Raw genomic sequence first — 22,461 nt, forward strand, 5'->3', positions numbered from 1 at the left:
ATACTCTAAACACACCTGCGGTCTTGGACGGAGGCTTGGATAAGGCCAAGCTCCAACCGAAAATTCTGTTTTTCTGCCAACTGGACATTTGTTATCGATAAACAAGCCATCAGCAGAAGCGTGGGCGTAAGATTCTAGACAAACCTTACGCCCACGTAAAGCGATAAAAGCAATTAGTGATTAGCTCACTACTGCAGTCAGGCCGCTTTGATCAATCGCAACGCCAGCGCCCATGGTGGTGGACAGGCTGATTTTCTTGATATAAACGCCTTTCGCTGTAGCAGGTTTAGCACGCTTCAGCGCAACAACCAGAGATTCTAAGTTTTCTCTCAACTTATCTGAGTCGAAGTCAACTTTACCAATGGTAGTGTGGATAATACCGTTTTTATCGTTGCGATAACGAACCTGACCTGCTTTAGCATTCTTAACTGCTTCAGCAACGTTAGGAGTAACAGTACCCACTTTAGGGTTAGGCATCAGGCCACGTGGACCCAAGATCTGGCCCAATTGACCAACAACGCGCATTGCATCCGGGGAAGCAATAACAACGTCGAAGTTCATTTCGCCTTTCTTGATCATATCAGCCAGGTCGTCCATACCTACCAATTCAGCGCCTGCTTCTTTCGCAGCTTCAGCGTTTGCACCCTGAGCGAAAACAGCAACGCGTACTGAACGGCCAGTACCATGTGGCAACACAGTTGCGCCACGAACGTTTTGGTCAGATTTACGTGCGTCGATACCGAGGTTAACGGCAACGTCCACGCTTTCTACGAATTTAGCAGTAGCCAGCTCTTTCAGCAGGGCAACAGCTTCGTTGATATCGTACTGCTTAGTAACATCAACTTTGTCACGGATCACGCGCATGCGCTTGGTCAGCTTAGCCATTTATTAACCCTCCACTACCAGGCCCATGGAACGAGCAGTACCTTCGATTGAACGCATCATGTCGTCAATTGAAGCACCAGTCATATCCGCAGCTTTGGTTTCTGCGATTTCACGAACCTGAGCACTGGTCACGGTCCCTACTTTGTCTTTGTTCGGCTTGCCGGAACCAGACTTAATACCTGCCGCTTTTTTCAGCAAAACTGCTGCTGGCGGGGTTTTAGTAACGAAAGTGAAAGAGCGATCAGAATAAACAGTAATAACAACAGGGATCGGCAGGCCTTTTTCAATGCTTTCAGTCTTAGCATTGAACGCTTTACAGAATTCCATGATGTTAACACCCTGCTGACCCAAAGCTGGACCAACTGGTGGACTTGGGTTCGCCATACCAGCTGCAACTTGCAGCTTGACATAGGCTTGTACTTTCTTAGCCATTTACGATTTCCTCGATTTGGGTAGTAACGCCTCGTTTGAGGCTCCCCGTGTTTTGTCTCGCTTGTTATTGCCACGGATGACAAAAGCAAGACATCTAAAAACAAAAGGCGCGAAATTATATTGTAATTTCGCGCCTAAGACAAGACTCAAATTTCAACCATTGTCGAAAAATGAATCAGCCTTTTTCTACCTGACTGAAATCCAGTTCGACCGGAGTAGCACGGCCAAAGATGGAAACAGACACTTTCAAGCGGCTCTTTTCGTAATCCACTTCTTCGACGACACCGTTGAAGTCGGCAAACGGACCATCGCTAACACGTACCAGTTCACCTGGTTCAAACAGTGTTTTAGGACGTGGTTTATCACCCACTTGCTGAAGGCGATTCATAATCGCATCAACTTCTTTATCACTGATTGGTGCAGGGCGATCGGATGTACCACCGATAAAGCCCATTACACGAGGTACGCTACGCACTAAGTGCCAGCTGGCATCGTTCATCACCATCTGGACCAGTACATAGCCTGGGAAGAATTTGCGTTCACTTTTACGACGTTGACCGCCACGAATTTCGACGACTTCTTCCGTTGGAACCATGACTTCGCCAAACAGCTCTTCCATGTCATGTAACTTGATGTGCTCACGCAGCGATTGAGCTACGCGGCCTTCAAAACCGGAAAACGCCTGAACGACGTACCAACGCTTTTTTGGTGCTTCAGACATCTTAGAACCTCAGGCCAGTAATAAATGATACCAGGCGGACCAGAATACCATCCAGCCCCCATAGAATCAGTGACATTACAGCAGTTACCGCAGCAACGATTAACGTTGTGTGCAGAGTTTCCTGACGGGTAGGCCAAATCACTTTACGCACTTCCGTGCGTGCTTCACGAGCAAACGCTACAGTGGCTTTGCCTTTTGCCGTCATCAATGCAATAGCACCGGCAACAGCGATAATTACTACAACTGCCAACGCGCGCAGCGGCAGGCTGAAATCACGGTAATAATAATTACCCACAATTGCTGTAACTAAAAGTACAGCAACGATTAGCCATTTAGCCGTTTCCAGGCCGCGTCCGCTCCCTGGAGCCTCGGTATTCGCACTCATAAACCAACCTGTCACTATGATTCAGAACAAACAACTTTGCTTCGCACCGCAAAGCAAACCAAGCCGAAGGATGCTCTAGAGACTCTCTAATCGGCACCACTCAGCACTATTCGCCGTACTTCCAGAGCCCATCTCACCAGTAATTATGCTGAAAAAACCACTGATGAGATAGGTTCTAGTATGACAACGTAGAAAAAGGGCATCAAATGATGCCCTTTTATCGCATGTCGCGTCAAATCTTATTCAATGACTTTAGCAACAACGCCAGCACCAACAGTACGGCCACCTTCACGAATCGCGAAGCGCAGGCCATCATCCATTGCGATAGGAGCAATCAGGTTAACAATCATTTGAATGTTATCACCTGGCATTACCATCTCAACGCCGTCTGGCAGTTCGATAGTACCGGTTACGTCAGTTGTACGGAAGTAGAACTGAGGGCGGTAACCTTTGAAGAACGGAGTATGACGACCGCCTTCATCTTTGCTCAGAATATAAACTTCTGATTCAAATTTGGTGTGTGGCTTGATAGAACCTGGTTTTGCCAATACCTGACCACGTTGTACGTCATCGCGCTTAGTACCACGCAGCAGAACACCCACGTTCTCACCCGCACGGCCTTCGTCCAGCAATTTGCGGAACATTTCAACGCCAGTACAGGTCGTCTTAATGGTATCGATGATACCCACGATTTCGACTTCCTCACCGACTTTAACGATACCGCGCTCTACACGACCGGTAACCACAGTACCACGGCCAGAGATTGAGAATACGTCTTCGATTGGCAGCAAGAATGGTTTATCAATCGCACGCTCTGGCTGTGGAATATAGCTATCCAGCGCCTCGGCCAATTCGATGATTTTAGCTTCCCACTCAGGTTCGCCTTCCAGTGCTTTCAGCGCAGAGCCGCGGATAACTGGAGTGTCATCGCCTGGGAAATCGTATTGAGACAGAAGTTCGCGAACTTCCATTTCTACCAGTTCCAGCAATTCTTCGTCGTCAACCATGTCACATTTGTTCAGGAAGACCAGGATGTAAGGAACACCCACCTGACGACCCAACAGGATGTGCTCACGAGTCTGTGGCATCGGGCCATCAGTTGCAGCAACAACCAGGATCGCGCCGTCCATCTGAGCAGCACCGGTGATCATGTTTTTAACGTAGTCAGCATGCCCTGGGCAGTCGACGTGAGCATAGTGACGTGACGGGGTGTCATACTCAACATGTGAAGTGTTGATGGTGATACCACGCGCTTTCTCTTCCGGAGCGTTGTCGATCTGGTCGAATGCACGAGCACTACCGCCGTAAGTTTTAGCCAGTACGGTGGTAATTGCAGCAGTTAGGGTAGTTTTACCATGGTCAACGTGGCCGATAGTACCCACATTAACGTGCGGTTTTGTACGTTCAAACTTTTCTTTAGACATCGATTGTCCCTCTAAGACACGGAATCGGTGGTTTCACCACATCAACCAAGCGCATGCTTGCTGAATCCATAACACAGAAAGAAAATCAGGGGACGAGAGAATGAGAAGTGGTGCTGATAGGCAGATTCGAACTGCCGACCTCACCCTTACCAAGGGTGCGCTCTACCAACTGAGCTATATCAGCACATCTTGGAGCGGGCAGTGGGAATCGAACCCACATCATCAGCTTGGAAGGCTGAGGTAATAGCCATTATACGATGCCCGCATCTTAGAACTCGGCTACCTGACTTAATCTGCAGAAACTTGAAAGGAAGGGCTTGGCCACTTCACTCTTCATCGAGAGCGCTGCTCTCGCCTTGAGTGTTTATTGGGGTTCGATCTTCTGAATCACCCTGAGACTCAAGGTTAAATATGGTGGTGGGGGAAGGATTCGAACCTTCGAAGTCGATGACGGCAGATTTACAGTCTGCTCCCTTTGGCCGCTCGGGAACCCCACCTAATTTTTATACTTGAATGGTGCCGGCACCAAGAGTCGAACTCGGGACCTACTGATTACAAGTCAGTTGCTCTACCAACTGAGCTATGCCGGCATCAAGTGCAGCGCATTCTAGGTAGAGTGGGCTTATGATGCAACTAAAAAATTGCATAACTTGCCCTTTCGCTCATAAAACAGTCACTTTTTAAATGCTCGGCGTATTATTAACCACGGTTAGCTTAATTAGCATCCAGTAGATTTGCTATTTTAACCAAATTCGCAGATAAAAATCATCCCTAAAAAATCGGCTAATGTCGCAATACCCAACAATCTCATCCTCGGTTAGATAAAAATTAATTTCGCTGTATGCACCAAAATGGTGAACCCCCTCCAATACAGTGCATATATGCGAAAAAATAATTACCTCAATTCAGATAATCACGCTATTGCTCGTTTGGCTTGTTTATTGCTTAAGCATAGAGATATATGCGAGGCGATCGCTGGAGAGGAGTTTTATCATGAAGATAGTTTTACTTAATGCGGCGACATTACCCATTTACCGAAGCGAATTAGCAAACTTGCTGATTGATGCCGTATCTCACGGAGCCTCAATAGGCTATGACACCCGGGCTCTTTCACGAGAGGACGCCGAGAGTTATTTTCACGGACTTCGTCCCGCCATCGCCAAAGGGACATTATTGTTATGGATAGCACGCGATGACATAGGAATTGTTGGCACCATCCAATTAGATCTTTGCCAAAAACCTAATGGGCTAAATCGGGCCGAAGTGCAAAAATTATTAGTACATAGCCGTAGCCGCCGTGGCGGTATCGGGCATAAATTGGTGGCCGCCATGGAGGATACCGCCATCCAGCTCCGCCGCGGTTTATTGTATCTCGATACACAAGCAGGTTCTCCCGCAGAATCTTTCTATCGGGCACAGGGTTATCACCGTATGGGCGAAATTCCTGATTATGCCTGTACACCGGATGGTTCTTATCATCCAACGGCAATTTATTTCAAACGATTATTTTTTGTGAATCAAAGGCATACTGCTATTGCCAGTTAATAAAGATAAATATAGTCGGTAAAAAGCTTCTCACTCGCCACCGCCCTTCTTAATTGATTGGAATAGCAACACACATCAAAGAAATCACTCACTAAATACAAAAATGTCTACGCCAAAAAGCAAGCTGCCTATAATATGCAGCTTGTTTCTTATCTGGAGTTGGCGTCCAGCGCCTTTCCCAACCTGCGTTAACAGGCAGAATTTGGCTTATGATAAAAAGAGATCAATCTTTAGCGACGCCTTATCTACAGTTCGATCGTACTCAGTGGGCAGCTCTGCGCGACTCCGTACCATTGACACTAACAGAAGAAGAAATCGTTAAACTCAAAGGGATTAACGAAGACCTTTCATTAGATGAAGTGGCACAGATTTATCTACCACTTTCACGTCTACTTAATTTTTATATCAGTTCTAATTTGCGCCGCCAGGCTGTTCTGGAGCAATTCCTCGGGACTGATGGCCAACGTATCCCTTATGTTATCGGTATTGCCGGTAGTGTTGCTGTAGGTAAAAGTACCACAGCACGTTTGCTGCAAGCATTACTAAGCCGTTGGCCAGAACACCGCAGCGTAGAACTGATTACTACAGATGGTTTTCTTCATCCCAATAAAGTATTAAATGAACGTGGGTTGATGAAGAAAAAAGGCTTCCCTGAGTCTTATGACATGCATAGCTTGGTGAATTTTGTCTCGGAAGTTAAATCAGGTGCCAGTCAGGTTACAGCGCCAGTTTATTCACATTTGATCTATGACGTTGTGCCCGATGGAAATAAAGTCATTAAGCAGCCTGATATCCTTATTCTGGAAGGGTTGAATGTATTACAAAGTGGTATGGATTATCCCCATGATCCTCACCATGTATTTGTTTCTGACTTTGTAGACTTCTCTATATATGTAGATGCACCAGAAGATTTACTGCAAAGCTGGTATATCAATCGGTTCCTTAAATTCCGACAAGGTGCATTCTCTAATCCAGATTCTTACTTCCATAACTATGCCAAACTGCCTGAAACAGAAGCAGTCAAAATTGCAACTCAGTTATGGAAAGAGATTAATGGGTTGAATTTAAAGCAAAATATATTACCAACTCGTGAGCGAGCAAGTCTGATAATGACTAAGAGTGCTAACCACGCCGTTGAGAGTGTACGATTGAGAAAATAATAAATAGCGGGTAGTAATAACTGCCCGCTTAACTTATCAATTAAATACCGCGAAGGGATATCTCACCACCAATATAAGGTTTTACATTACCGTCTTGCTCTAACAATAATGCCCCTTGTTGGTCTATACCCCGAGCTATGCCAAATATTTCTTGGTTTCCAATAATCAATTTCACAGGACGATCGAGATAATTATCCATTTCCCGCCAACGAGAAATAAAGGCAGATAGCCCTTCATTCTCGAACTTAACCACGGCTAATCTTAATTCCGATAACAGTTCAGCTGTCAGTTTATTACGATCGATAATAACACCGGCTTCCTGCAAATTAATCCAATCCTGGCTGATAACATTGGTTGTTGATTCACGCATTGTCAGGTTGATACCAGCGCCAATCACTAACTGAGCCGCATCACCCGTTTTCCCAGTGAGTTCAACTAATATACCGGCCAGTTTTTTATCATTGAGATACAGATCATTTGGCCACTTAACACGAACCTGCTCAGCACCCAGCTTATGCAGTACTTCAGCCATGACAATGCCCACAACCAAACTCAGGCCCATGGCTGCCGCAGGGCCTTGCTCGAGACGCCAGAACATTGATAAATAAAGATTCGCGCCAAAAGGAGATACCCATTGACGTCCGCGTCGACCCCGTCCTGCTTGTTGATATTCAGCAACACAAGCATCACCAGATTTCAGCTCTGTAATGCGATCAAGGAGGTACTGATTCGTAGAGTCAACGACCGGTAACACAGCGACCTGCCCTGCGGGTAGATAACGTAATATCGTTTGTTCATCAAGTAGTTGGATCGGCGCTGGCAAACTATAGCCCTTACCAGGAACCGTAAAGACATCTAATCCCCACTCTCTGATAGTTTGCATATGCTTGTTAATCGCTGCACGGCTCATGCCCAACATTTCACCCAGTTGTTCACCTGAGTGAAATGCGCCATCAGCCAGTATGCCGATTAACCGCAAGGGGACTTTAATATCTTTCACGACAAACGCTCCACAGCATTAACTTCACCATTACTGGCAATAAAGCGGACCTCTGGTTCCAACCAGATAGCGAATTTGTTTGCGACCTGCTGGCGAATATAGCTAGCAAGGCCCACAACATCCTGCCCTGTCGCTCCTGCGAGGTTAATCAGTACTAAGGCTTGCTGTTGATGTACTGCGGCACCGCCAATTTGGTATCCCTTAAGCGCACATTGATCAATTAGCCAACCGGCGGCCAGTTTTACTGAGCCATCAGGTTGCAAATAATGAGGTGCATTGGGGTAACGCTTCACTATATCTTCAGCCACACTTGCATCTACGACCGGGTTCTTAAAGAAACTGCCCGCATTACCCGTTACTGTCGGGTCAGGTAATTTACTCCGGCGCATTGCACAGACTGAGTTGAAGATATCTTCTGCAGTGGCCGTCAATGGGTCCATACGAGTTAAATCGCCATAACCCAATGTTGGAGTCCAAGATTTTATTAATCTGATCCCCACAGCGACGATGGCAAATCCATTCCCATAGCGATGCTTAAATATGCTATCGCGATAACCAAACTGACAATCTTGAGCCGAGAGGCGCAGCACTGTGCCCGCCTCCATATCAAGCAAATCAACGTACTCACATACCTTTTGCAGTTCAACACCATAAGCACCAATGTTCTGAATTGGCGCAGAGCCGACACACCCAGGGATTAAAGCTAAGTTTTCCAGCCCCGGCATATTGTGTTGTAGCGAATAGCATACCAGTTCATGCCAATTCTCCCCGGCACCGACATGCAGATGCCAGGCGGTATCGTCTTCAGTAAAAGTGATGCCCTTGATACGATTTAGTAATACTGTTCCTGCGTAATTCTCAATGAACAGTACATTGCTACCTTCGCCAAGCAAAAGCACAGGCTGCTGCTTAGAGACTGACTCACGCCATGCGTTAATCAATTCTTCCGTAGAATTGGCACTGATAACGTTGCTCGCGTAGGCTGATAACGCGAAAGTATTGAGATGTTTTAGCGGGGAACCTTGACTCGACATTGCATTGGATACTCATTCTAGCTAGCTCTAGCGCTAGTCTAACCGATCATAATACTCATATTGTATTTTGTTTTAAGTGCAGGCATAAAAAAAGCCCTCTGCGCAGCAGAAGGCTTTCTCTTGTATCCCAAATCCCACACAGCAAAAACCCCACGCTTTTGGCATGGGGTCTCGGCTTGATTTGATGCCTGGCAGTGTATTAATGGCTTTCCTGCCATTCGCCCTTCGGGCCGTTGCAAGCAACGTTAAAAATCGTTACCGGCGGTTTTTCCTACTCTATTCACCTCATTTCTGGGTGAGTCTCACCCCGTTGGGGCCAGTGCATGCGCTGTTCAAACTGCCTGCGCAGTTTGTCGCATGCATGCTCGAGCCGCACACCACACAAATGAGATAAACAAAAAAGGCCACCCGTTAGGGTAGCCTCTTTTGTTTATTTGATGCCTGGCAGTGTCCTACTCTCGCATGGGGAGACCCCACACTACCATCGGCGCTACGGCGTTTCACTTCTGAGTTCGGCATGGATTCAGGTGGGTCCACCGCGCTATGGCCGCCAGGCAAATTCTGTTTTAATCAACCCGCCACACAATAACCCTCATGCAGCCAGCCAATTCAATCTGTAAACGTCGCTGAAAATTAAAATATACTCTCAAATAACCAAAACACCTTCGGTGTTGTAAGGTTAAGCCTCACGGATCATTAGTACTGGTTAGCTCAATGCATCGCTGCACTTACACACCCAGCCTATCAACGTCATAGTCTTTAACGTTCCTTCAGGGGGCTTAAAGCCCCAGGGAAGACTCATCTCGAGGCAAGTTTCCCGCTTAGATGCTTTCAGCGGTTATCTCTTCCGAATTTAGCTACCGGGCAATGCCATTGGCATGACAACCCGAACACCAGTGATTCGTCCACTCCGGTCCTCTCGTACTAGGAGCAGCCCCTCTCAATCTTCCAACGCCCACGGCAGATAGGGACCGAACTGTCTCACGACGTTCTAAACCCAGCTCGCGTACCACTTTAAATGGCGAACAGCCATACCCTTGGGACCTACTTCAGCCCCAGGATGTGATGAGCCGACATCGAGGTGCCAAACACCGCCGTCGATATGAACTCTTGGGCGGTATCAGCCTGTTATCCCCGGAGTACCTTTTATCCGTTGAGCGATGGCCCTTCCATTCAGAACCACCGGATCACTAAGACCTACTTTCGTACCTGCTCGAGCCGTCACTCTCGCAGTCAAGCTAGCTTATGCCTTTGCACTAACCTCACGATGTCCGACCGTGATTAGCTAACCTTCGTGCTCCTCCGTTACTCTTTGGGAGGAGACCGCCCCAGTCAAACTACCCACCAGACACTGTCCTCACCCCGGATTACGGGGCCGAGTTAGAACATCAAACATTAAAGGGTGGTATTTCAAGGTTGGCTCCACGCAGACTGGCGTCCACGCTTCGATGCCTCCCACCTATCCTACACATCAAGGCTCAATGTTCAGTGTCAAGCTATAGTAAAGGTTCACGGGGTCTTTCCGTCTTGCCGCGGGTACACTGCATCTTCACAGCGAGTTCAATTTCACTGAGTCTCGGGTGGAGACAGCCTGGCCATCATTACGCCATTCGTGCAGGTCGGAACTTACCCGACAAGGAATTTCGCTACCTTAGGACCGTTATAGTTACGGCCGCCGTTTACTGGGGCTTCGATCAAGAGCTTCGCCTTGCGGCTGACCCCATCAATTAACCTTCCAGCACCGGGCAGGCGTCACACCGTATACGTCCACTTTCGTGTTTGCACAGTGCTGTGTTTTTATTAAACAGTTGCAGCCAGCTGGTATCTGCGACTGGCTTCGGCTACGAGAGCAAGTCTCTTTACCTAATGCCAGCGTGCCTTCTCCCGAAGTTACGGCACCATTTTGCCTAGTTCCTTCACCCGAGTTCTCTCAAGCGCCTGAGTATTCTCTACCTGACCACCTGTGTCGGTTTGGGGTACGATTCAATGTTACCTGATGCTTAGAGGCTTTTCCTGGAAGCTTGGCATCAACTACTTCTGCACCGTAGTGCATCGTCATCACACCTCAGCGTTGATAAGCAACCGGATTTACCAGGTCACTCCGCCTACATGCTTAAACCGGGACAACCGTCGCCCGGCTAGCCTAGCCTTCTCCGTCCCCCCTTCGCAGTAACACCGAGTACAGGAATATTAACCTGTTTCCCATCGACTACGCTTTTCAGCCTCGCCTTAGGGGTCGACTCACCCTGCCCCGATTAACGTTGGACAGGAACCCTTGGTCTTCCGGCGTGCGGGCTTTTCACCCGCATTATCGTTACTTATGTCAGCATTCGCACTTCTGATACCTCCAGCAGACCTCACAGTCCACCTTCAACGGCTTACAGAACGCTCCCCTACCCAACAACACCTAAGTGTCGCTGCCGCAGCTTCGGTGCATGGTTTAGCCCCGTTACATCTTCCGCGCAGGCCGACTCGACCAGTGAGCTATTACGCTTTCTTTAAATGATGGCTGCTTCTAAGCCAACATCCTGGCTGTCTATGCCTTCCCACATCGTTTCCCACTTAACCATGACTTTGGGACCTTAGCTGGCGGTCTGGGTTGTTTCCCTCTTCACGACGGACGTTAGCACCCGCCGTGTGTCTCCCGTGATAACATTCTTCGGTATTCGGAGTTTGCATCGGTTTGGTAAGTCGGGATGACCCCCTAGCCGAAACAGTGCTCTACCCCCGAAGATGAGTTCACGAGGCGCTACCTAAATAGCTTTCGGGGAGAACCAGCTATCTCCCGGTTTGATTGGCCTTTCACCCCCAGCCACAAGTCATCCGCTAATTTTTCAACATTAGTCGGTTCGGTCCTCCAGTTAGTGTTACCCAACCTTCAACCTGCCCATGGCTAGATCACCGGGTTTCGGGTCTATACCTTGCAACTAGACGCCCAGTTAAGACTCGGTTTCCCTACGGCTCCCCTATTCGGTTAACCTTGCTACAAAATATAAGTCGCTGACCCATTATACAAAAGGTACGCAGTCACACCACGAAGGTGCTCCCACTGCTTGTACGTACACGGTTTCAGGTTCTATTTCACTCCCCTCGCCGGGGTTCTTTTCGCCTTTCCCTCACGGTACTGGTTCACTATCGGTCAGTCAGGAGTATTTAGCCTTGGAGGATGGTCCCCCCATATTCAGACAGGATGTCACGTGTCCCGCCCTACTCATCGAGTTCACAGCAAGTGTATTTTTGTGTACGGGACTATCACCCTGTACCGTGCGACTTTCCAGACGCTTCCACTAACACACAAACTGATTCAGACTCTGGGCTCCTCCCCGTTCGCTCGCCGCTACTGGGGGAATCTCGGTTGATTTCTTTTCCTCGGGGTACTTAGATGTTTCAGTTCCCCCGGTTCGCCTTGCATGGCTATGTATTCACCATGCAATAGTGCAACGAATTGCACTGGGTTTCCCCATTCGGGTATCGTCGGTTGTAACGCTTCATATCAGCTTACCGACGCTTTTCGCAGATTAGCACGCCCTTCATCGCCTCTGACTGCCTAGGCATCCACCGTGTACGCTTAGTCGCTTAACCTCACAACCCGAAGGTGTCTTTCGACAACTTGCGTTGTGATTATTTGAGAGACTCTAATACAGGTTACTCGTTATCTCAGTACATCTACGGAGAGATAAGTTTCAGCTGTATTGTTTCAATTTTCAGCTTGTTCCAGATTGTTAAAGAGCAATATCTTAAACACGACTTGTTAAAGTCATCTTTAAGATACTTTGTGGTTCATTAAGAACCGGTGATAATGTCTTTCACACATTATCGGAGTGGCGTCCCCAAGGGGATTCGAACCCCTGTTACAGCCGTGAAAGGGCAGTGTCCTAGGCCTCTAGACGATGGGGACACAAAAATTGCTACTGAATCACTGATTCAGTATTTTTGTGTAAAGGTGAGAATGTGGTGACACATTCGAACGACTGATGCAGTAAAAACCCGATACCGAGGTTTTATCGCACAATCATCACCCTCATCAACAGGTGCTCTTGCTCGTTTACATTCATCAGACAATCTGTGTGGACACTGCGCAATGCGTATCGTTAGGTAAGGAGGTGATCCAACCGCAGGTTCCCCTACGGTTACCTTGTTACGACTTCACCCCAGTCATGAATCACAAAGTGGTAAGCGCCCTCCCGAAGGTTAAGCTACCTACTTCTTTTGCAACCCACTCCCATGGTGTGACGGGCGGTGTGTACAAGGCCCGGGAACGTATTCACCGTAGCATTCTGATCTACGATTACTAGCGATTCCGACTTCATGGAGTCGAGTTGCAGACTCCAATCCGGACTACGACAGACTTTATGTGGTCCGCTTGCTCTCGCGAGTTCGCTTCACTTTGTATCTGCCATTGTAGCACGTGTGTAGCCCTACTCGTAAGGGCCATGATGACTTGACGTCATCCCCACCTTCCTCCGGTTTATCACCGGCAGTCTCCTTTGAGTTCCCACCATGACGTGCTGGCAACAAAGGATAAGGGTTGCGCTCGTTGCGGGACTTAACCCAACATTTCACAACACGAGCTGACGACAGCCATGCAGCACCTGTCTCACAGTTCCCGAAGGCACCTAAGCATCTCTGCTAAGTTCTGTGGATGTCAAGAGTAGGTAAGGTTCTTCGCGTTGCATCGAATTAAACCACATGCTCCACCGCTTGTGCGGGCCCCCGTCAATTCATTTGAGTTTTAACCTTGCGGCCGTACTCCCCAGGCGGTCGACTTAACGCGTTAGCTCCGGAAGCCACGCCTCAAGGGCACAACCTCCAAGTCGACATCGTTTACAGCGTGGACTACCAGGGTATCTAATCCTGTTTGCTCCCCACGCTTTCGCACCTGAGCGTCAGTCTTTGTCCAGGGGGCCGCCTTCGCCACCGGTATTCCTCCAGATCTCTACGCATTTCACCGCTACACCTGGAATTCTACCCCCCTCTACAAGACTCTAGCTTGCCAGTTTCAAATGCAGTTCCCACGTTAAGCGCGGGGATTTCACATCTGACTTAACAAACCGCCTGCGTGCGCTTTACGCCCAGTAATTCCGATTAACGCTTGCACCCTCCGTATTACCGCGGCTGCTGGCACGGAGTTAGCCGGTGCTTCTTCTGCGAGTAACGTCAATGATTGAGCGTATTAAACTCAACCCCTTCCTCCTCGCTGAAAGTGCTTTACAACCCGAAGGCCTTCTTCACACACGCGGCATGGCTGCATCAGGCTTGCGCCCATTGTGCAATATTCCCCACTGCTGCCTCCCGTAGGAGTCTGGACCGTGTCTCAGTTCCAGTGTGGCTGGTCATCCTCTCAGACCAGCTAGGGATCGTCGCCTAGGTGAGCCATTACCCCACCTACTAGCTAATCCCATCTGGGCACATCCGATGGCGTGAGGCCCGAAGGTCCCCCACTTTGCTCTTGCGAGGTCATGCGGTATTAGCTACCGTTTCCAGTAGTTATCCCCCTCCATCAGGCAGTTTCCCAGACATTACTCACCCGTCCGCCGCTCGCCGGCAAAGTAGCAAGCTACTTTCCGCTGCCGCTCGACTTGCATGTGTTAGGCCTGCCGCCAGCGTTCAATCTGAGCCATGATCAAACTCTTCAATTTAAGATTTGTTTGATTTGCTGCTAATAAAAGCAGCGATGCTCAAAGATTACTTTCTGCAAATATGCATTCGAACCGAAGTTCAAATGTGTACTGCTTTGGTCACTCTTCAAGACTTTGATATTTCTTCTGCCTGCCGAAACAGGCTTCGATATCGTCTTGCGAGTGCCCACACAGATTGTCTGATAAATTGTTAAAGAGCGTTCGTTACCCGTTTGCCTTTCGGCGAATCTTACGGTAACGCGGGAGGCAGATAATACGCTTTCCCGCTGAAGAGTCAAGGTTTTCTTTTGTTTCTTTCGAAGTCAAAATCATTCTTTTCTCTTCCTGACCCGGCGAAGTGTGTTTCGTTGTTCCCGGTCAGTGGAGGCGCATTATAGGGAGTTCCTGACAGCCTGCAACCCCTAATTTGAAAAAACTTTTCAACCGTGTTTTATTTCAACGATTTGCTGTGATAACCGCCACTATTGTTATTTTTTGTACGACAATGCCGAGAAATCCTGAGCAAAACTGCTTACCTGTTGCCAATCCGTATACTCAACTTCTTTACTGGTATCAGTTTCTCCGCCCGTCATACGCATAATAAGTTGAATCATCACCCGATCTATCCAACGATAGCGGGGATAACGCAGGGCTCCAGCGAATACAGTGCACAATGTAGGTTGCCAAGGTGTGCTGAGCAAAAACTTACGGACATAGGCATTAGTTTGTGGCGAGCGCTTTTCTGGCTTACGTGCGGTCAGATTGACTGCAAAGAATGCACTCGGCATTTGATTTAGCTGTTCGACGTGTTTGTTGACGAATTTGCTCAAGCTCGGGTTGAAATGCCCATAACGCACAGAGGCACCAATCATCACTTGCTGGTATTGACTCAGGTCGATTTGCCCCACTTCTGCCAAATCCCGTATTTCACAGGTGGCAGCCACTGATAACTCCTTAGCTATATAAGAAGCGATGGTTTTCGTTTGACCATCTCGGCTGGAGTAAAGTATCAGTACTTTCATAGCAATGTTCCTTATGCAGAATTACTCACGCCAGAATGTTGGGGTGAAAAGAACCAGCAAGGTGAAGACTTCTAGTCGACCAAATAACATGGTTATCACCAGTATCCATTTCGCCGCTGGGTTCATAGAGGTAAAGTTATCAGCAACAACCCCCAGGCCTGGCCCAAGATTGTTCAACGTTGCGGTGACTGCCGCAAAAGCAGAGAACTCATCAACACCCGTCGCGATAATCGCCAACATACTAATGATGAAAACCAAAGCATAGGCGGAGAAGAACCCCCAGACAGCCTCCAATATCCTTTCCGGCAACGCCCGCCGCCCGAGCTTAATGGTATAAACTGCATTCGGATGAACCAAACGTTTTAACTCACGCGAACCTTGCAGATAGAGCAACAGGATACGGATAACTTTCAGGCCACCACCGGTCGACCCCGCACATCCCCCAATAAATGCAGAGCATAATAAGAGTATTGGCAAGAACAAAGGCCACTTAGAAATACTGTCAGTGGTGAAGCCCGCCGTGGTCGCCATTGATACCACTTGGAAAAACGCCTGGTTTAGCGTTTCCATGCCCGACTTGTACACATTATGTTGCCAGAGCACTAGGGTGCACACGATAACCAAGGTCAATTGTACGAAGATAAACATACGGAATTCGGGGTCACGCCAATACACTTTCAAACTGCGGCCACTGAGCACCGCAAAGTGCAGACCAAAGTTACACCCGGAGATCAGTAAGAAAATACCAATAATGGTGTTAATCGTTGGGCTGTTGAAGTAACCGATACTGGCGTCATGGGTCGAGAAGCCGCCAATAGCTATAGTAGAAAAGCTGTGAGAGATAGCATCAAACACCGACATGCCCGCGCCCCACAGGGAAAGCGCACAGGCAATCGTCAGTAATACATAGATAAGCCACAGCGTTTTAGCGGTTTCAGCAATTCGGGGCCGCATCTTATTGTCTTTCAACGGGCCGGGCATTTCTGCTCGATAGAGCTGCATCCCCCCGACCCCCAGAATAGGTAAGATTGCCACAGCCAGCACAATGATCCCCATACCACCAAGCCATTGCAGCATTTGCCGATAGAATAAAATAGCTTTAGGCAGTGAATCCAATCCCACTAGCGTGGTCGCCCCAGTGGTGGTCAAACCGGAGAATGATTCAAAAAATGCATCAGTTAAGGAGAGGTTTGGCCGCTCAGAGAATAAGAAAGGTAATGCCCCGACACTACCCAGCACCGTCCAGAACAGCACGACAATGAGAAAACCCTCGCGAGGCTTCAACTCATGCTTCTGTTTTCGGTTTGGTAGCCAAAGCAAAAGACCGATCGCCAGAGCAACAAAAAAGGTTTCGCTGAAGGCACGGCCGGCACCATCACGATAGATCAAGGCCACTAGCCCGGGAATAAACATTGTCCCGGAGAATAAGATGACCAGCAGGCCAACAATACGGGTTATGGCACGAAAATGCATTCCGGCACGTTCCTTAGCAATTCACTTGGATGGGGATTATTGCGAAATGGGCGTCAATTGCAACGTACCACGACTGAGATCACGCAATTTATCCCCGACCTGACTGGCTTGAGTTGCTGGCAATGAGAGATGAAGTGTCACGAGTTGTGCATATTCACTCTGTAAAATCTGGCCTTCAACCTGCTGTAATAGTGTTTCTACCATCGCAAGCTGCGCATAGTCACACTGCAAAGTATATTCTACCTGCGGGACTTTATATTTTACTTCAATCTGTTTTAACGCTTGCTGAACACCACTGCCGTACGCCCTGACCAGCCCGCCAGTCCCCAGCTTTATACCGCCATAGTAACGCACAACCACAGCAGTAATTTCACCAATATGACTGCCCATAAGCTGAGCCAGAATAGGTTTGCCCGCAGTACCCGAGGGTTCACCATCATCGGAAAAGCCTAATTGCTGTGAATCTGTTGGTGTACCGGCAACAAAAGCCCAGCAATGATGCCGGGCTGTAGGATGTTGTTGCTTAACCTGCTGAATAAAATCCTTCGCTTCATTCACCCCACAGGTATGTGCCAGTAGGGTGATAAAACGACTTTTTTTGATCTCTTCGCTGATAGTCACCGGAGCCGCAGGTATCAGATAAGGCTGCATCAGGCCAGCTTCAGGTCACGTGTCATGTTCTCAACCCGATTATCGTGAATAACGATATTATCTTCTATACGAATACCACCAAAAGGCTTCAGCGCATCAATACGATCCCAATTGAAGTGCTGACTAAATTCCCCTGAGCGCCATGGGGCCAGCAGAGATTCGATAAAGTAGAGGCCCGGCTCGATGGTGAGCACCATGCGAGGTTGCAGAATTCGTGTGCAACGCAGATAAGGATACTTGGCTGGCGCGCTCAGGTGAGTACCGGTATCATCCTGCATAAAACCAGCAGTATCATGCACTTGCAACCCAAGAGGATGGCCTAGCCCGTGAGGTAAGAATGGGCAAGTAATTCCTTGTTCGACCATGGCATCTTCACTGATCCCAGTGACCAGATTATGAGAGCGCAGTAACTTGGCAATGCGCTGATGCATCTGGACGTGATAATCGGTATAGCGCTCACCACTTTTGATGGTTTTGATCAGTGCAAGCTGCTCATCATTCAAATCTTGGATCAGCGCTGCAAAATCGCTATCACTATCAGTGGCATAAGTCCGCGTCAGGTCCGCAGCATAGCCATTATATTCAGCACCTGCATCCATCAAGAAGCTGCGTATTTCTGCCGGTGGCTGATGCTGTAAGGTGGTGTAGTGAAGCACAGCTGAGTGTTCGTTCAGCGCAACAATATTATCGTAAGGTACATCAGTATCACGGTGGCCTGTGGCCATCAGATATGCCAGATTAATATCAAACTCGCTCATTCCTGATTGGAATGCTTCATGAGCGGCCCGATGCCCGGTGACCGCCATTTTTTGCGCTTCGCGCATACATGCCAGCTCATAGTCCGTTTTATAAGAACGGTAGAAATGCAGATAATCTAACACCGGCTGCGGATTGATGTTTTCGGCGCTGAAACCCAGAGCCTGAGCGCGGTGCTGCGCATATCCAATATAGGCTACGCGATCCCGCTGCACAGGTAATTGCTGCGCAATATCATCTGCATTAGCTAATGGTTGGATATCGATCGATTTTGTCCAGAAACTGTCTGGCAATGGCTCCACACTGTGCCAATAGTCAACTGGGGAGTAAAACCATAACTTCGGCGTATTGACCCCATCAACCCATAACCAGCAGTTTGGGACTTGCGTCACTGGCACCCAAGCTTTGAATTGGGCGTTAACTTTAAAGGGATAATCACGATCATCAAGGAAAATGCGTTGTAATTCACCGGAGTGAATCAGTAAAGCGTCTAGCTGATGACGCTCCAGCACATCGCGGGTGCGCTGTTGTAGGGTGGACAAATGTTCGTTATATAAAGAAGCCAGCGTTTCCATCACAGTACCCTTTGCTATTAGAACTTAATTTTTTCATCTTATCATAGTCGCCAAAGCCATGTTCCGGCGACCGCTTATCTGTCTGAAAAATGCGTTACAACCCGCAATAAATTGATTATTTAACCGCTCAAACTCCACGAATAAACATGATAAAAATCAATTAACCCTTCTAATTGACTGTGATCTTCACTGCAAAAAATCAATCTCTCGTTTGCATTTCATTAACAAAATATCCACACTTCCTGAATATCTGGTCATACCAGATCACATGCGCTTATTCAGGAGATAGATATGCTCTACCAAAGCGAAACACTGCAGCTTCACTGGCTGGAAAACGGCATCGCCGAGTTGGTGTTTGATGCACCGGGTTCAGTTAATAAACTGGATACCAAAACTGTAGCCAATCTGGGTGAAGCCCTGGCTGTGCTGGAAAAACAAAGCGAACTTAAAGGGTTACTGCTGCGTTCCGCCAAGGCGGCCTTTATTGTCGGTGCCGATATCACCGAGTTTCTGTCTCTGTTTAATGCGCCACCCGAAAAGCTGCACCAATGGCTGGTCTTCGCCAACGATATCTTCAATCGTTTGGAAGACTTACCGGTCCCGACTATTTCTGCCATCAATGGTTACGCATTGGGTGGTGGCTGTGAATGTATTCTTGCTACTGATTTCCGTGTTGCATCGCCAGAAACCCGTATCGGTCTGCCGGAAACCAAACTTGGTATCATGCCGGGCTTTGGCGGTTCCGTGCGTTTGCCGCGCTTACTAGGTGCTGACAGTGCATTGGAAATCATTGCGGCTGGTAAAGATATTATTGCCAAAGATGCCCTAAAAGTTGGGCTGGTTGATGCCGTTGTTGCCCCTGAAAAGCTGACTGATGCCGCTTTAATCATGCTGAAACAGGCGATTGACGGAAAGCTCGATTGGCAAGCTGCACGCCGTCCGAAATTAGAGCCATTGAAGCTCAACCCAACTGAAGCCGCCATGTGCTTTACCATTGCCAAAGGCATGGTCATGCAAGTCGCGGGTAAACACTATCCAGCACCATTGACCGCGGTCAAAACTATCGAAGCTGCAGCGAAGTTTGGCCGAACCGAGGCATTGAAACTGGAAACCAATAGCTTTGTGCCATTGGCCGGTTCTAATGAAGCTCGAGCGCTGGTCGGTATTTTCCTTAATGACCAATATGTTAAAGGTCAGGCCAAAAAACTGTCCAAAGGTGTCAGTGCACCAAAACAAGCTGCCGTATTGGGTGCTGGGATTATGGGCGGTGGGATTGCCTATCAATCGGCGCTGAAAGGCGTGCCAGTCATTATGAAAGATATTAATGACAAATCGTTGACCCTTGGCATGAATGAAGCCGCCAAGCTGCTCAATAAACAGCTGGAGCGCGGTAAAGTCGATGGCCTGAAAATGGCGAATATTTTGGCAACCATCCAGCCAACACTAGATTATGCCGGAATTGAACGTGCGCAAGTTATCGTAGAAGCCGTGGTGGAAAATCCAAAAGTGAAAGCCGCTGTTTTGGCTGAGGTTGAAGCGCTGATTGGTGAAGAAACGGTTTTAGCCTCTAATACATCGACCATTCCAATCGATCAATTAGCAAAATCACTGAAACGCCCTGAAAACTTCTGCGGCATGCACTTCTTTAACCCCGTTCATCGTATGCCGCTGGTTGAAATTATTCGTGGCGCGAAAACCTCAGATAAAACTATTGCCGCCGTTGTGGCATATGCCACACAAATGGGCAAAACCCCAATTGTGGTGAATGATTGCCCAGGTTTCTTCGTTAACCGCGTCTTATTCCCGTATCTGGCTGGCTTTGGCATGTTGGTCAGAGACGGTGGCGATTTCCGTCAAATTGATAAAGTGATGGAAAAACAGTTTGGCTGGCCAATGGGCCCGGCTTATCTGCTAGATGTGGTGGGTATTGATACTGCGCATCATGCACAAGCTGTGATGGCAGTTGGCTTCCCAGACCGCATGAATAAAGATTATCGCGATGCAGTTGACGTGATGTTTGATAATCAACGTTTTGGTCAGAAAAATGGCCAAGGTTTCTACCGTTATACCCAAGATGCCAAAGGCAAGCCACGTAAAGAAAATGACGAGCAAGTTGATGCGTTACTGGCACAAGTCAGCCAACCGGCTCAGAAATTTAGTGACGCAGATATTATCGCGCGCACCATGATACCGATGATCAATGAAGTTGTGCGGTGTCTGGAAGAAGGCATTATTGCCAGCCCGGCTGAGGGTGACATGGCATTAGTTTATGGTCTGGGCTTCCCTCCATTCCACGGCGGTGTCTTCCGTTACCTTGATACTATCGGCAGTGCAAATTATGTCGAGATGGCGCAACGTTATGCTCACCTTGGCGCGCTGTATCACGTCCCGGCAGGGCTGAGAGCCAAAGCTGAACATAACGAAAGTTATTATCCTGTGGCAGCAGCGCTGCTTGATGTTTCTACCAGTCAACCGGCATGAGGTCTGAAAACATGGAAAATGTAGTCATTATTGATGCCGTCCGCACGCCGATGGGCCGCTCTAAAGGCGGCGCATTCCGTCAGGTTCGAGCAGAAGATCTCTCGGCTCACTTAATGCGGGAAGTTTTAAGCCGCAATCCTGGGCTGAATGCTGCCGAAATCGATGATATTTATTGGGGCTGCGTGCAACAAACGCTAGAGCAGGGCTTTAATATCGCCCGCAATGCCTCTTTGTTGGCTGAAATCTCGCATAGCGTTCCCGCAGTGACAGTGAACCGCCTATGTGGTTCATCTATGCAGGCTCTGCATGATGGCGCCCGAGCTATTATGGTGGGTGATGCACAAGTTAGCTTGATTGGTGGCGTGGAACATATGGGCCATGTGCCAATGAATCACGGTGTCGATTTCCATCCGGGCATGGGCCGTACTGTGGCTAAAGCGGCGGGCATGATGGGGTTAACCGCTGAAATGTTAGCAAAAATCCACAATATCAGCCGCCAATCACAAGATGAGTTTGCTGTTCGTTCTCATCAACGTGCCTATGCGGCGACGCAAGCGGGCCATTTTGCCAATGAGATAGTCGCGACCAATGGACATGACGCTGACGGCATCTTAACACGCTTTGATTTCGATGAAGTTATTCGCCCTGAAACCAATCTAGCCGGTCTGGCAGCTCTGCGCCCAGCCTTTGATCCCGTGAACGGCACCGTGACGGCCGGAACATCGTCGGCACTTTCTGATGGTGCTTCAGCCATGCTTATCATGAGTGAATCTCGTGCAAAATCATTAGGTTTAACACCGCGCGCCCGTATTCGCTCAATGGCGGTCGTCGGTTGTGACCCTTCGATTATGGGATATGGCCCAGTACCCGCCAGTCAACTAGCATTAAAACGTGCTGGGTTAAAACTGGAAGATATTGGTTTATTTGAATTAAATGAGGCTTTTGCCGCGCAATCACTGGCTTGTCTGAAAGGTTTGGGTTTGCTGGAAAGCATGGATGATAAGGTAAACCTGAATGGCGGGGCCATTGCATTAGGCCATCCATTAGGTTGCTCAGGGGCACGAATCTCTACCACATTGCTCAATCTGATGGAACGCCGTGACGTGCAGTTTGGTCTGGCAACCATGTGCATCGGCTTGGGCCAAGGCATCGCGACCGTCTTTGAACGCGTCTAATCTCTGAATATCTTATCTAAAAAACATTAAGGGCCTGAATACAGGCCCTGATAACCGCTGTACCTGGTGTTTAGTTGCCGTTTTCCCGCCTGTCAGGGGCGGGCTTTTTTATTCTGAATAAAAT

15 protein-coding genes, 5 tRNA genes and 3 rRNA genes are annotated in these 22,461 nt (G+C 48.4%); 4 read left to right on the top strand and 19 right to left on the bottom strand.

Annotated elements, in window-relative coordinates; translation table 11 throughout:
• Nucleotides 1–180: 180 nt before the first annotated feature.
• The 9 genes from rplA to N0H69_RS20505 all read right to left on the bottom strand — a co-directional run bounded on the left by rplA (nucleotide 181) and on the right by N0H69_RS20505 (nucleotide 4,437).
• Entirely contained in the window at nucleotides 181–885 is a 705-nt protein-coding gene (rplA, locus tag N0H69_RS20465) for a 50S ribosomal protein L1 (protein ID WP_004716476.1), read from the bottom strand.
• 3 nt (nucleotides 886–888) lie between these two features.
• On the bottom strand, nucleotides 889–1,317 hold the full coding sequence (rplK, locus tag N0H69_RS20470) for a 50S ribosomal protein L11 (protein WP_004393384.1): 429 nt from the start codon (nucleotides 1,315–1,317) through the stop codon (nucleotides 889–891).
• Nucleotides 1,318–1,492: 175 nt separating this feature from the next.
• A complete protein-coding gene (nusG, locus tag N0H69_RS20475) occupies nucleotides 1,493–2,038 on the bottom strand; it encodes a transcription termination/antitermination protein NusG (RefSeq protein ID WP_002210671.1) in 546 nt (181 codons plus the stop codon).
• Nucleotide 2,039: 1 nt separating this feature from the next.
• Nucleotides 2,040–2,423, bottom strand: a complete 384-nt coding sequence (gene secE, locus N0H69_RS20480; RefSeq protein WP_050111022.1) for a preprotein translocase subunit SecE — start codon at nucleotides 2,421–2,423, stop codon at nucleotides 2,040–2,042.
• Between the two features lie 239 nt (nucleotides 2,424–2,662).
• Nucleotides 2,663–3,847 carry an elongation factor Tu gene (gene tuf / locus N0H69_RS20485; protein ID WP_050111023.1) on the bottom strand — a complete coding sequence of 395 codons (1,185 nt, stop codon included), beginning with the start codon at nucleotides 3,845–3,847 and terminating at the stop codon, nucleotides 2,663–2,665.
• A gap of 108 nt (nucleotides 3,848–3,955) precedes the next feature.
• Nucleotides 3,956–4,031 (bottom strand) — tRNA-Thr (locus N0H69_RS20490).
• A 6-nt stretch (nucleotides 4,032–4,037) separates the two neighbouring features.
• Nucleotides 4,038–4,112: transfer RNA gene (locus N0H69_RS20495), tRNA-Gly, on the bottom strand.
• Nucleotides 4,113–4,259: 147 nt separating this feature from the next.
• Nucleotides 4,260–4,344: transfer RNA gene (locus N0H69_RS20500), tRNA-Tyr, on the bottom strand.
• Between the two features lie 17 nt (nucleotides 4,345–4,361).
• Nucleotides 4,362–4,437, bottom strand: a tRNA-Thr gene (locus N0H69_RS20505).
• Between the two features lie 403 nt (nucleotides 4,438–4,840).
• Between N0H69_RS20505 and N0H69_RS20510 the strand changes: the two genes are divergently transcribed.
• Together N0H69_RS20510 and coaA are read left to right on the top strand one after the other, a co-directional pair.
• Nucleotides 4,841–5,392 carry a GNAT family N-acetyltransferase gene (locus tag N0H69_RS20510; protein WP_050111266.1) on the top strand — a complete coding sequence of 184 codons (552 nt, stop codon included), beginning with the start codon at nucleotides 4,841–4,843 and terminating at the stop codon, nucleotides 5,390–5,392.
• 209 nt (nucleotides 5,393–5,601) lie between these two features.
• On the top strand, nucleotides 5,602–6,552 hold the full coding sequence (gene coaA, locus N0H69_RS20515; protein ID WP_004712399.1) for a type I pantothenate kinase: 951 nt from the start codon (nucleotides 5,602–5,604) through the stop codon (nucleotides 6,550–6,552).
• Between the two features lie 40 nt (nucleotides 6,553–6,592).
• Here coaA and birA read toward each other — a convergent pair whose 3' ends face one another.
• The 10 genes from birA to pepQ form a co-directional block, all read right to left on the bottom strand.
• The gene (gene birA / locus N0H69_RS20520) at nucleotides 6,593–7,552 is read right to left on the bottom strand and encodes a bifunctional biotin--[acetyl-CoA-carboxylase] ligase/biotin operon repressor BirA (RefSeq protein WP_050152512.1); all 960 of its coding nucleotides are present in this window, start codon (nucleotides 7,550–7,552) and stop codon (nucleotides 6,593–6,595) included.
• A complete protein-coding gene (murB, locus tag N0H69_RS20525) occupies nucleotides 7,549–8,586 on the bottom strand; it encodes a UDP-N-acetylmuramate dehydrogenase (protein ID WP_050124091.1) in 1,038 nt (345 codons plus the stop codon). Before murB ends, birA begins: the two co-directional genes overlap by 4 nt.
• A gap of 439 nt (nucleotides 8,587–9,025) precedes the next feature.
• Nucleotides 9,026–9,141, bottom strand: a 5S ribosomal RNA gene (gene rrf / locus N0H69_RS20530).
• Between the two features lie 120 nt (nucleotides 9,142–9,261).
• Nucleotides 9,262–12,168, bottom strand: a 23S ribosomal RNA gene (locus N0H69_RS20535).
• A 240-nt stretch (nucleotides 12,169–12,408) separates the two neighbouring features.
• Nucleotides 12,409–12,484, bottom strand: a tRNA-Glu gene (locus N0H69_RS20540).
• A gap of 198 nt (nucleotides 12,485–12,682) precedes the next feature.
• Nucleotides 12,683–14,225 (bottom strand): 16S ribosomal RNA (locus N0H69_RS20545).
• Together the 16S, 23S and 5S rRNA genes with 1 tRNA gene alongside form the textbook arrangement of a ribosomal RNA operon.
• Nucleotides 14,226–14,692: 467 nt before the next feature.
• The gene (gene hemG, locus N0H69_RS20550; protein WP_050109810.1) at nucleotides 14,693–15,226 is read right to left on the bottom strand and encodes a menaquinone-dependent protoporphyrinogen IX dehydrogenase; all 534 of its coding nucleotides are present in this window, start codon (nucleotides 15,224–15,226) and stop codon (nucleotides 14,693–14,695) included.
• 21 nt (nucleotides 15,227–15,247) lie between these two features.
• A complete protein-coding gene (gene trkH, locus N0H69_RS20555) occupies nucleotides 15,248–16,699 on the bottom strand; it encodes a Trk system potassium transporter TrkH (RefSeq protein WP_050109808.1) in 1,452 nt (483 codons plus the stop codon).
• Between the two features lie 36 nt (nucleotides 16,700–16,735).
• Complete coding sequence (locus tag N0H69_RS20560) at nucleotides 16,736–17,350, bottom strand: IMPACT family protein (protein ID WP_050109806.1); 615 nt, start codon at nucleotides 17,348–17,350, stop codon at nucleotides 16,736–16,738.
• Entirely contained in the window at nucleotides 17,350–18,681 is a 1,332-nt protein-coding gene (gene pepQ / locus N0H69_RS20565; protein ID WP_050109803.1) for a Xaa-Pro dipeptidase, read from the bottom strand. The genes N0H69_RS20560 and pepQ overlap by 1 nt, the downstream gene beginning before the upstream one ends.
• A 291-nt stretch (nucleotides 18,682–18,972) precedes the next feature.
• Here pepQ and fadB point away from each other — a divergent pair, with 291 nt between their 5' ends.
• Both fadB and fadA read left to right on the top strand, forming a co-directional pair.
• Nucleotides 18,973–21,162 (top strand): fatty acid oxidation complex subunit alpha FadB, encoded by a 2,190-nt coding sequence (gene fadB, locus N0H69_RS20570; protein ID WP_050152127.1) that lies wholly within the window; start codon nucleotides 18,973–18,975, stop codon nucleotides 21,160–21,162.
• An 11-nt stretch (nucleotides 21,163–21,173) separates the two neighbouring features.
• On the top strand, nucleotides 21,174–22,337 hold the full coding sequence (fadA, locus tag N0H69_RS20575; RefSeq protein ID WP_050152128.1) for an acetyl-CoA C-acyltransferase FadA: 1,164 nt from the start codon (nucleotides 21,174–21,176) through the stop codon (nucleotides 22,335–22,337).
• Nucleotides 22,338–22,461: the final 124 nt, after the last annotated feature.

The organism is Yersinia alsatica (assembly GCF_025133195.1).
Classification (GTDB): Bacteria; Pseudomonadota; Gammaproteobacteria; order Enterobacterales; family Enterobacteriaceae; genus Yersinia; species Yersinia alsatica.

Coding starts and splice junctions, on each gene's coding strand:
- rplA (WP_004716476.1), bottom strand. CDS start 885: ATGGCTAAGCTGACCAAGCGCATGCGCGTGATCCGTGACAAAGTTGAT.
- rplK (WP_004393384.1), bottom strand. CDS start 1,317: ATGGCTAAGAAAGTACAAGCCTATGTCAAGCTGCAAGTTGCAGCTGGT.
- nusG (WP_002210671.1), bottom strand. CDS start 2,038: ATGTCTGAAGCACCAAAAAAGCGTTGGTACGTCGTTCAGGCGTTTTCC.
- secE (WP_050111022.1), bottom strand. CDS start 2,423: ATGAGTGCGAATACCGAGGCTCCAGGGAGCGGACGCGGCCTGGAAACG.
- tuf (WP_050111023.1), bottom strand. CDS start 3,847: ATGTCTAAAGAAAAGTTTGAACGTACAAAACCGCACGTTAATGTGGGT.
- N0H69_RS20510 (WP_050111266.1), top strand. CDS start 4,841: ATGAAGATAGTTTTACTTAATGCGGCGACATTACCCATTTACCGAAGC.
- coaA (WP_004712399.1), top strand. CDS start 5,602: ATGATAAAAAGAGATCAATCTTTAGCGACGCCTTATCTACAGTTCGAT.
- murB (WP_050124091.1), bottom strand. CDS start 8,586: ATGTCGAGTCAAGGTTCCCCGCTAAAACATCTCAATACTTTCGCGTTA.
- hemG (WP_050109810.1), bottom strand. CDS start 15,226: ATGAAAGTACTGATACTTTACTCCAGCCGAGATGGTCAAACGAAAACC.
- trkH (WP_050109808.1), bottom strand. CDS start 16,699: ATGCATTTTCGTGCCATAACCCGTATTGTTGGCCTGCTGGTCATCTTA.
- N0H69_RS20560 (WP_050109806.1), bottom strand. CDS start 17,350: ATGCAGCCTTATCTGATACCTGCGGCTCCGGTGACTATCAGCGAAGAG.
- pepQ (WP_050109803.1), bottom strand. CDS start 18,681: ATGGAAACGCTGGCTTCTTTATATAACGAACATTTGTCCACCCTACAA.
- fadB (WP_050152127.1), top strand. CDS start 18,973: ATGCTCTACCAAAGCGAAACACTGCAGCTTCACTGGCTGGAAAACGGC.
- fadA (WP_050152128.1), top strand. CDS start 21,174: ATGGAAAATGTAGTCATTATTGATGCCGTCCGCACGCCGATGGGCCGC.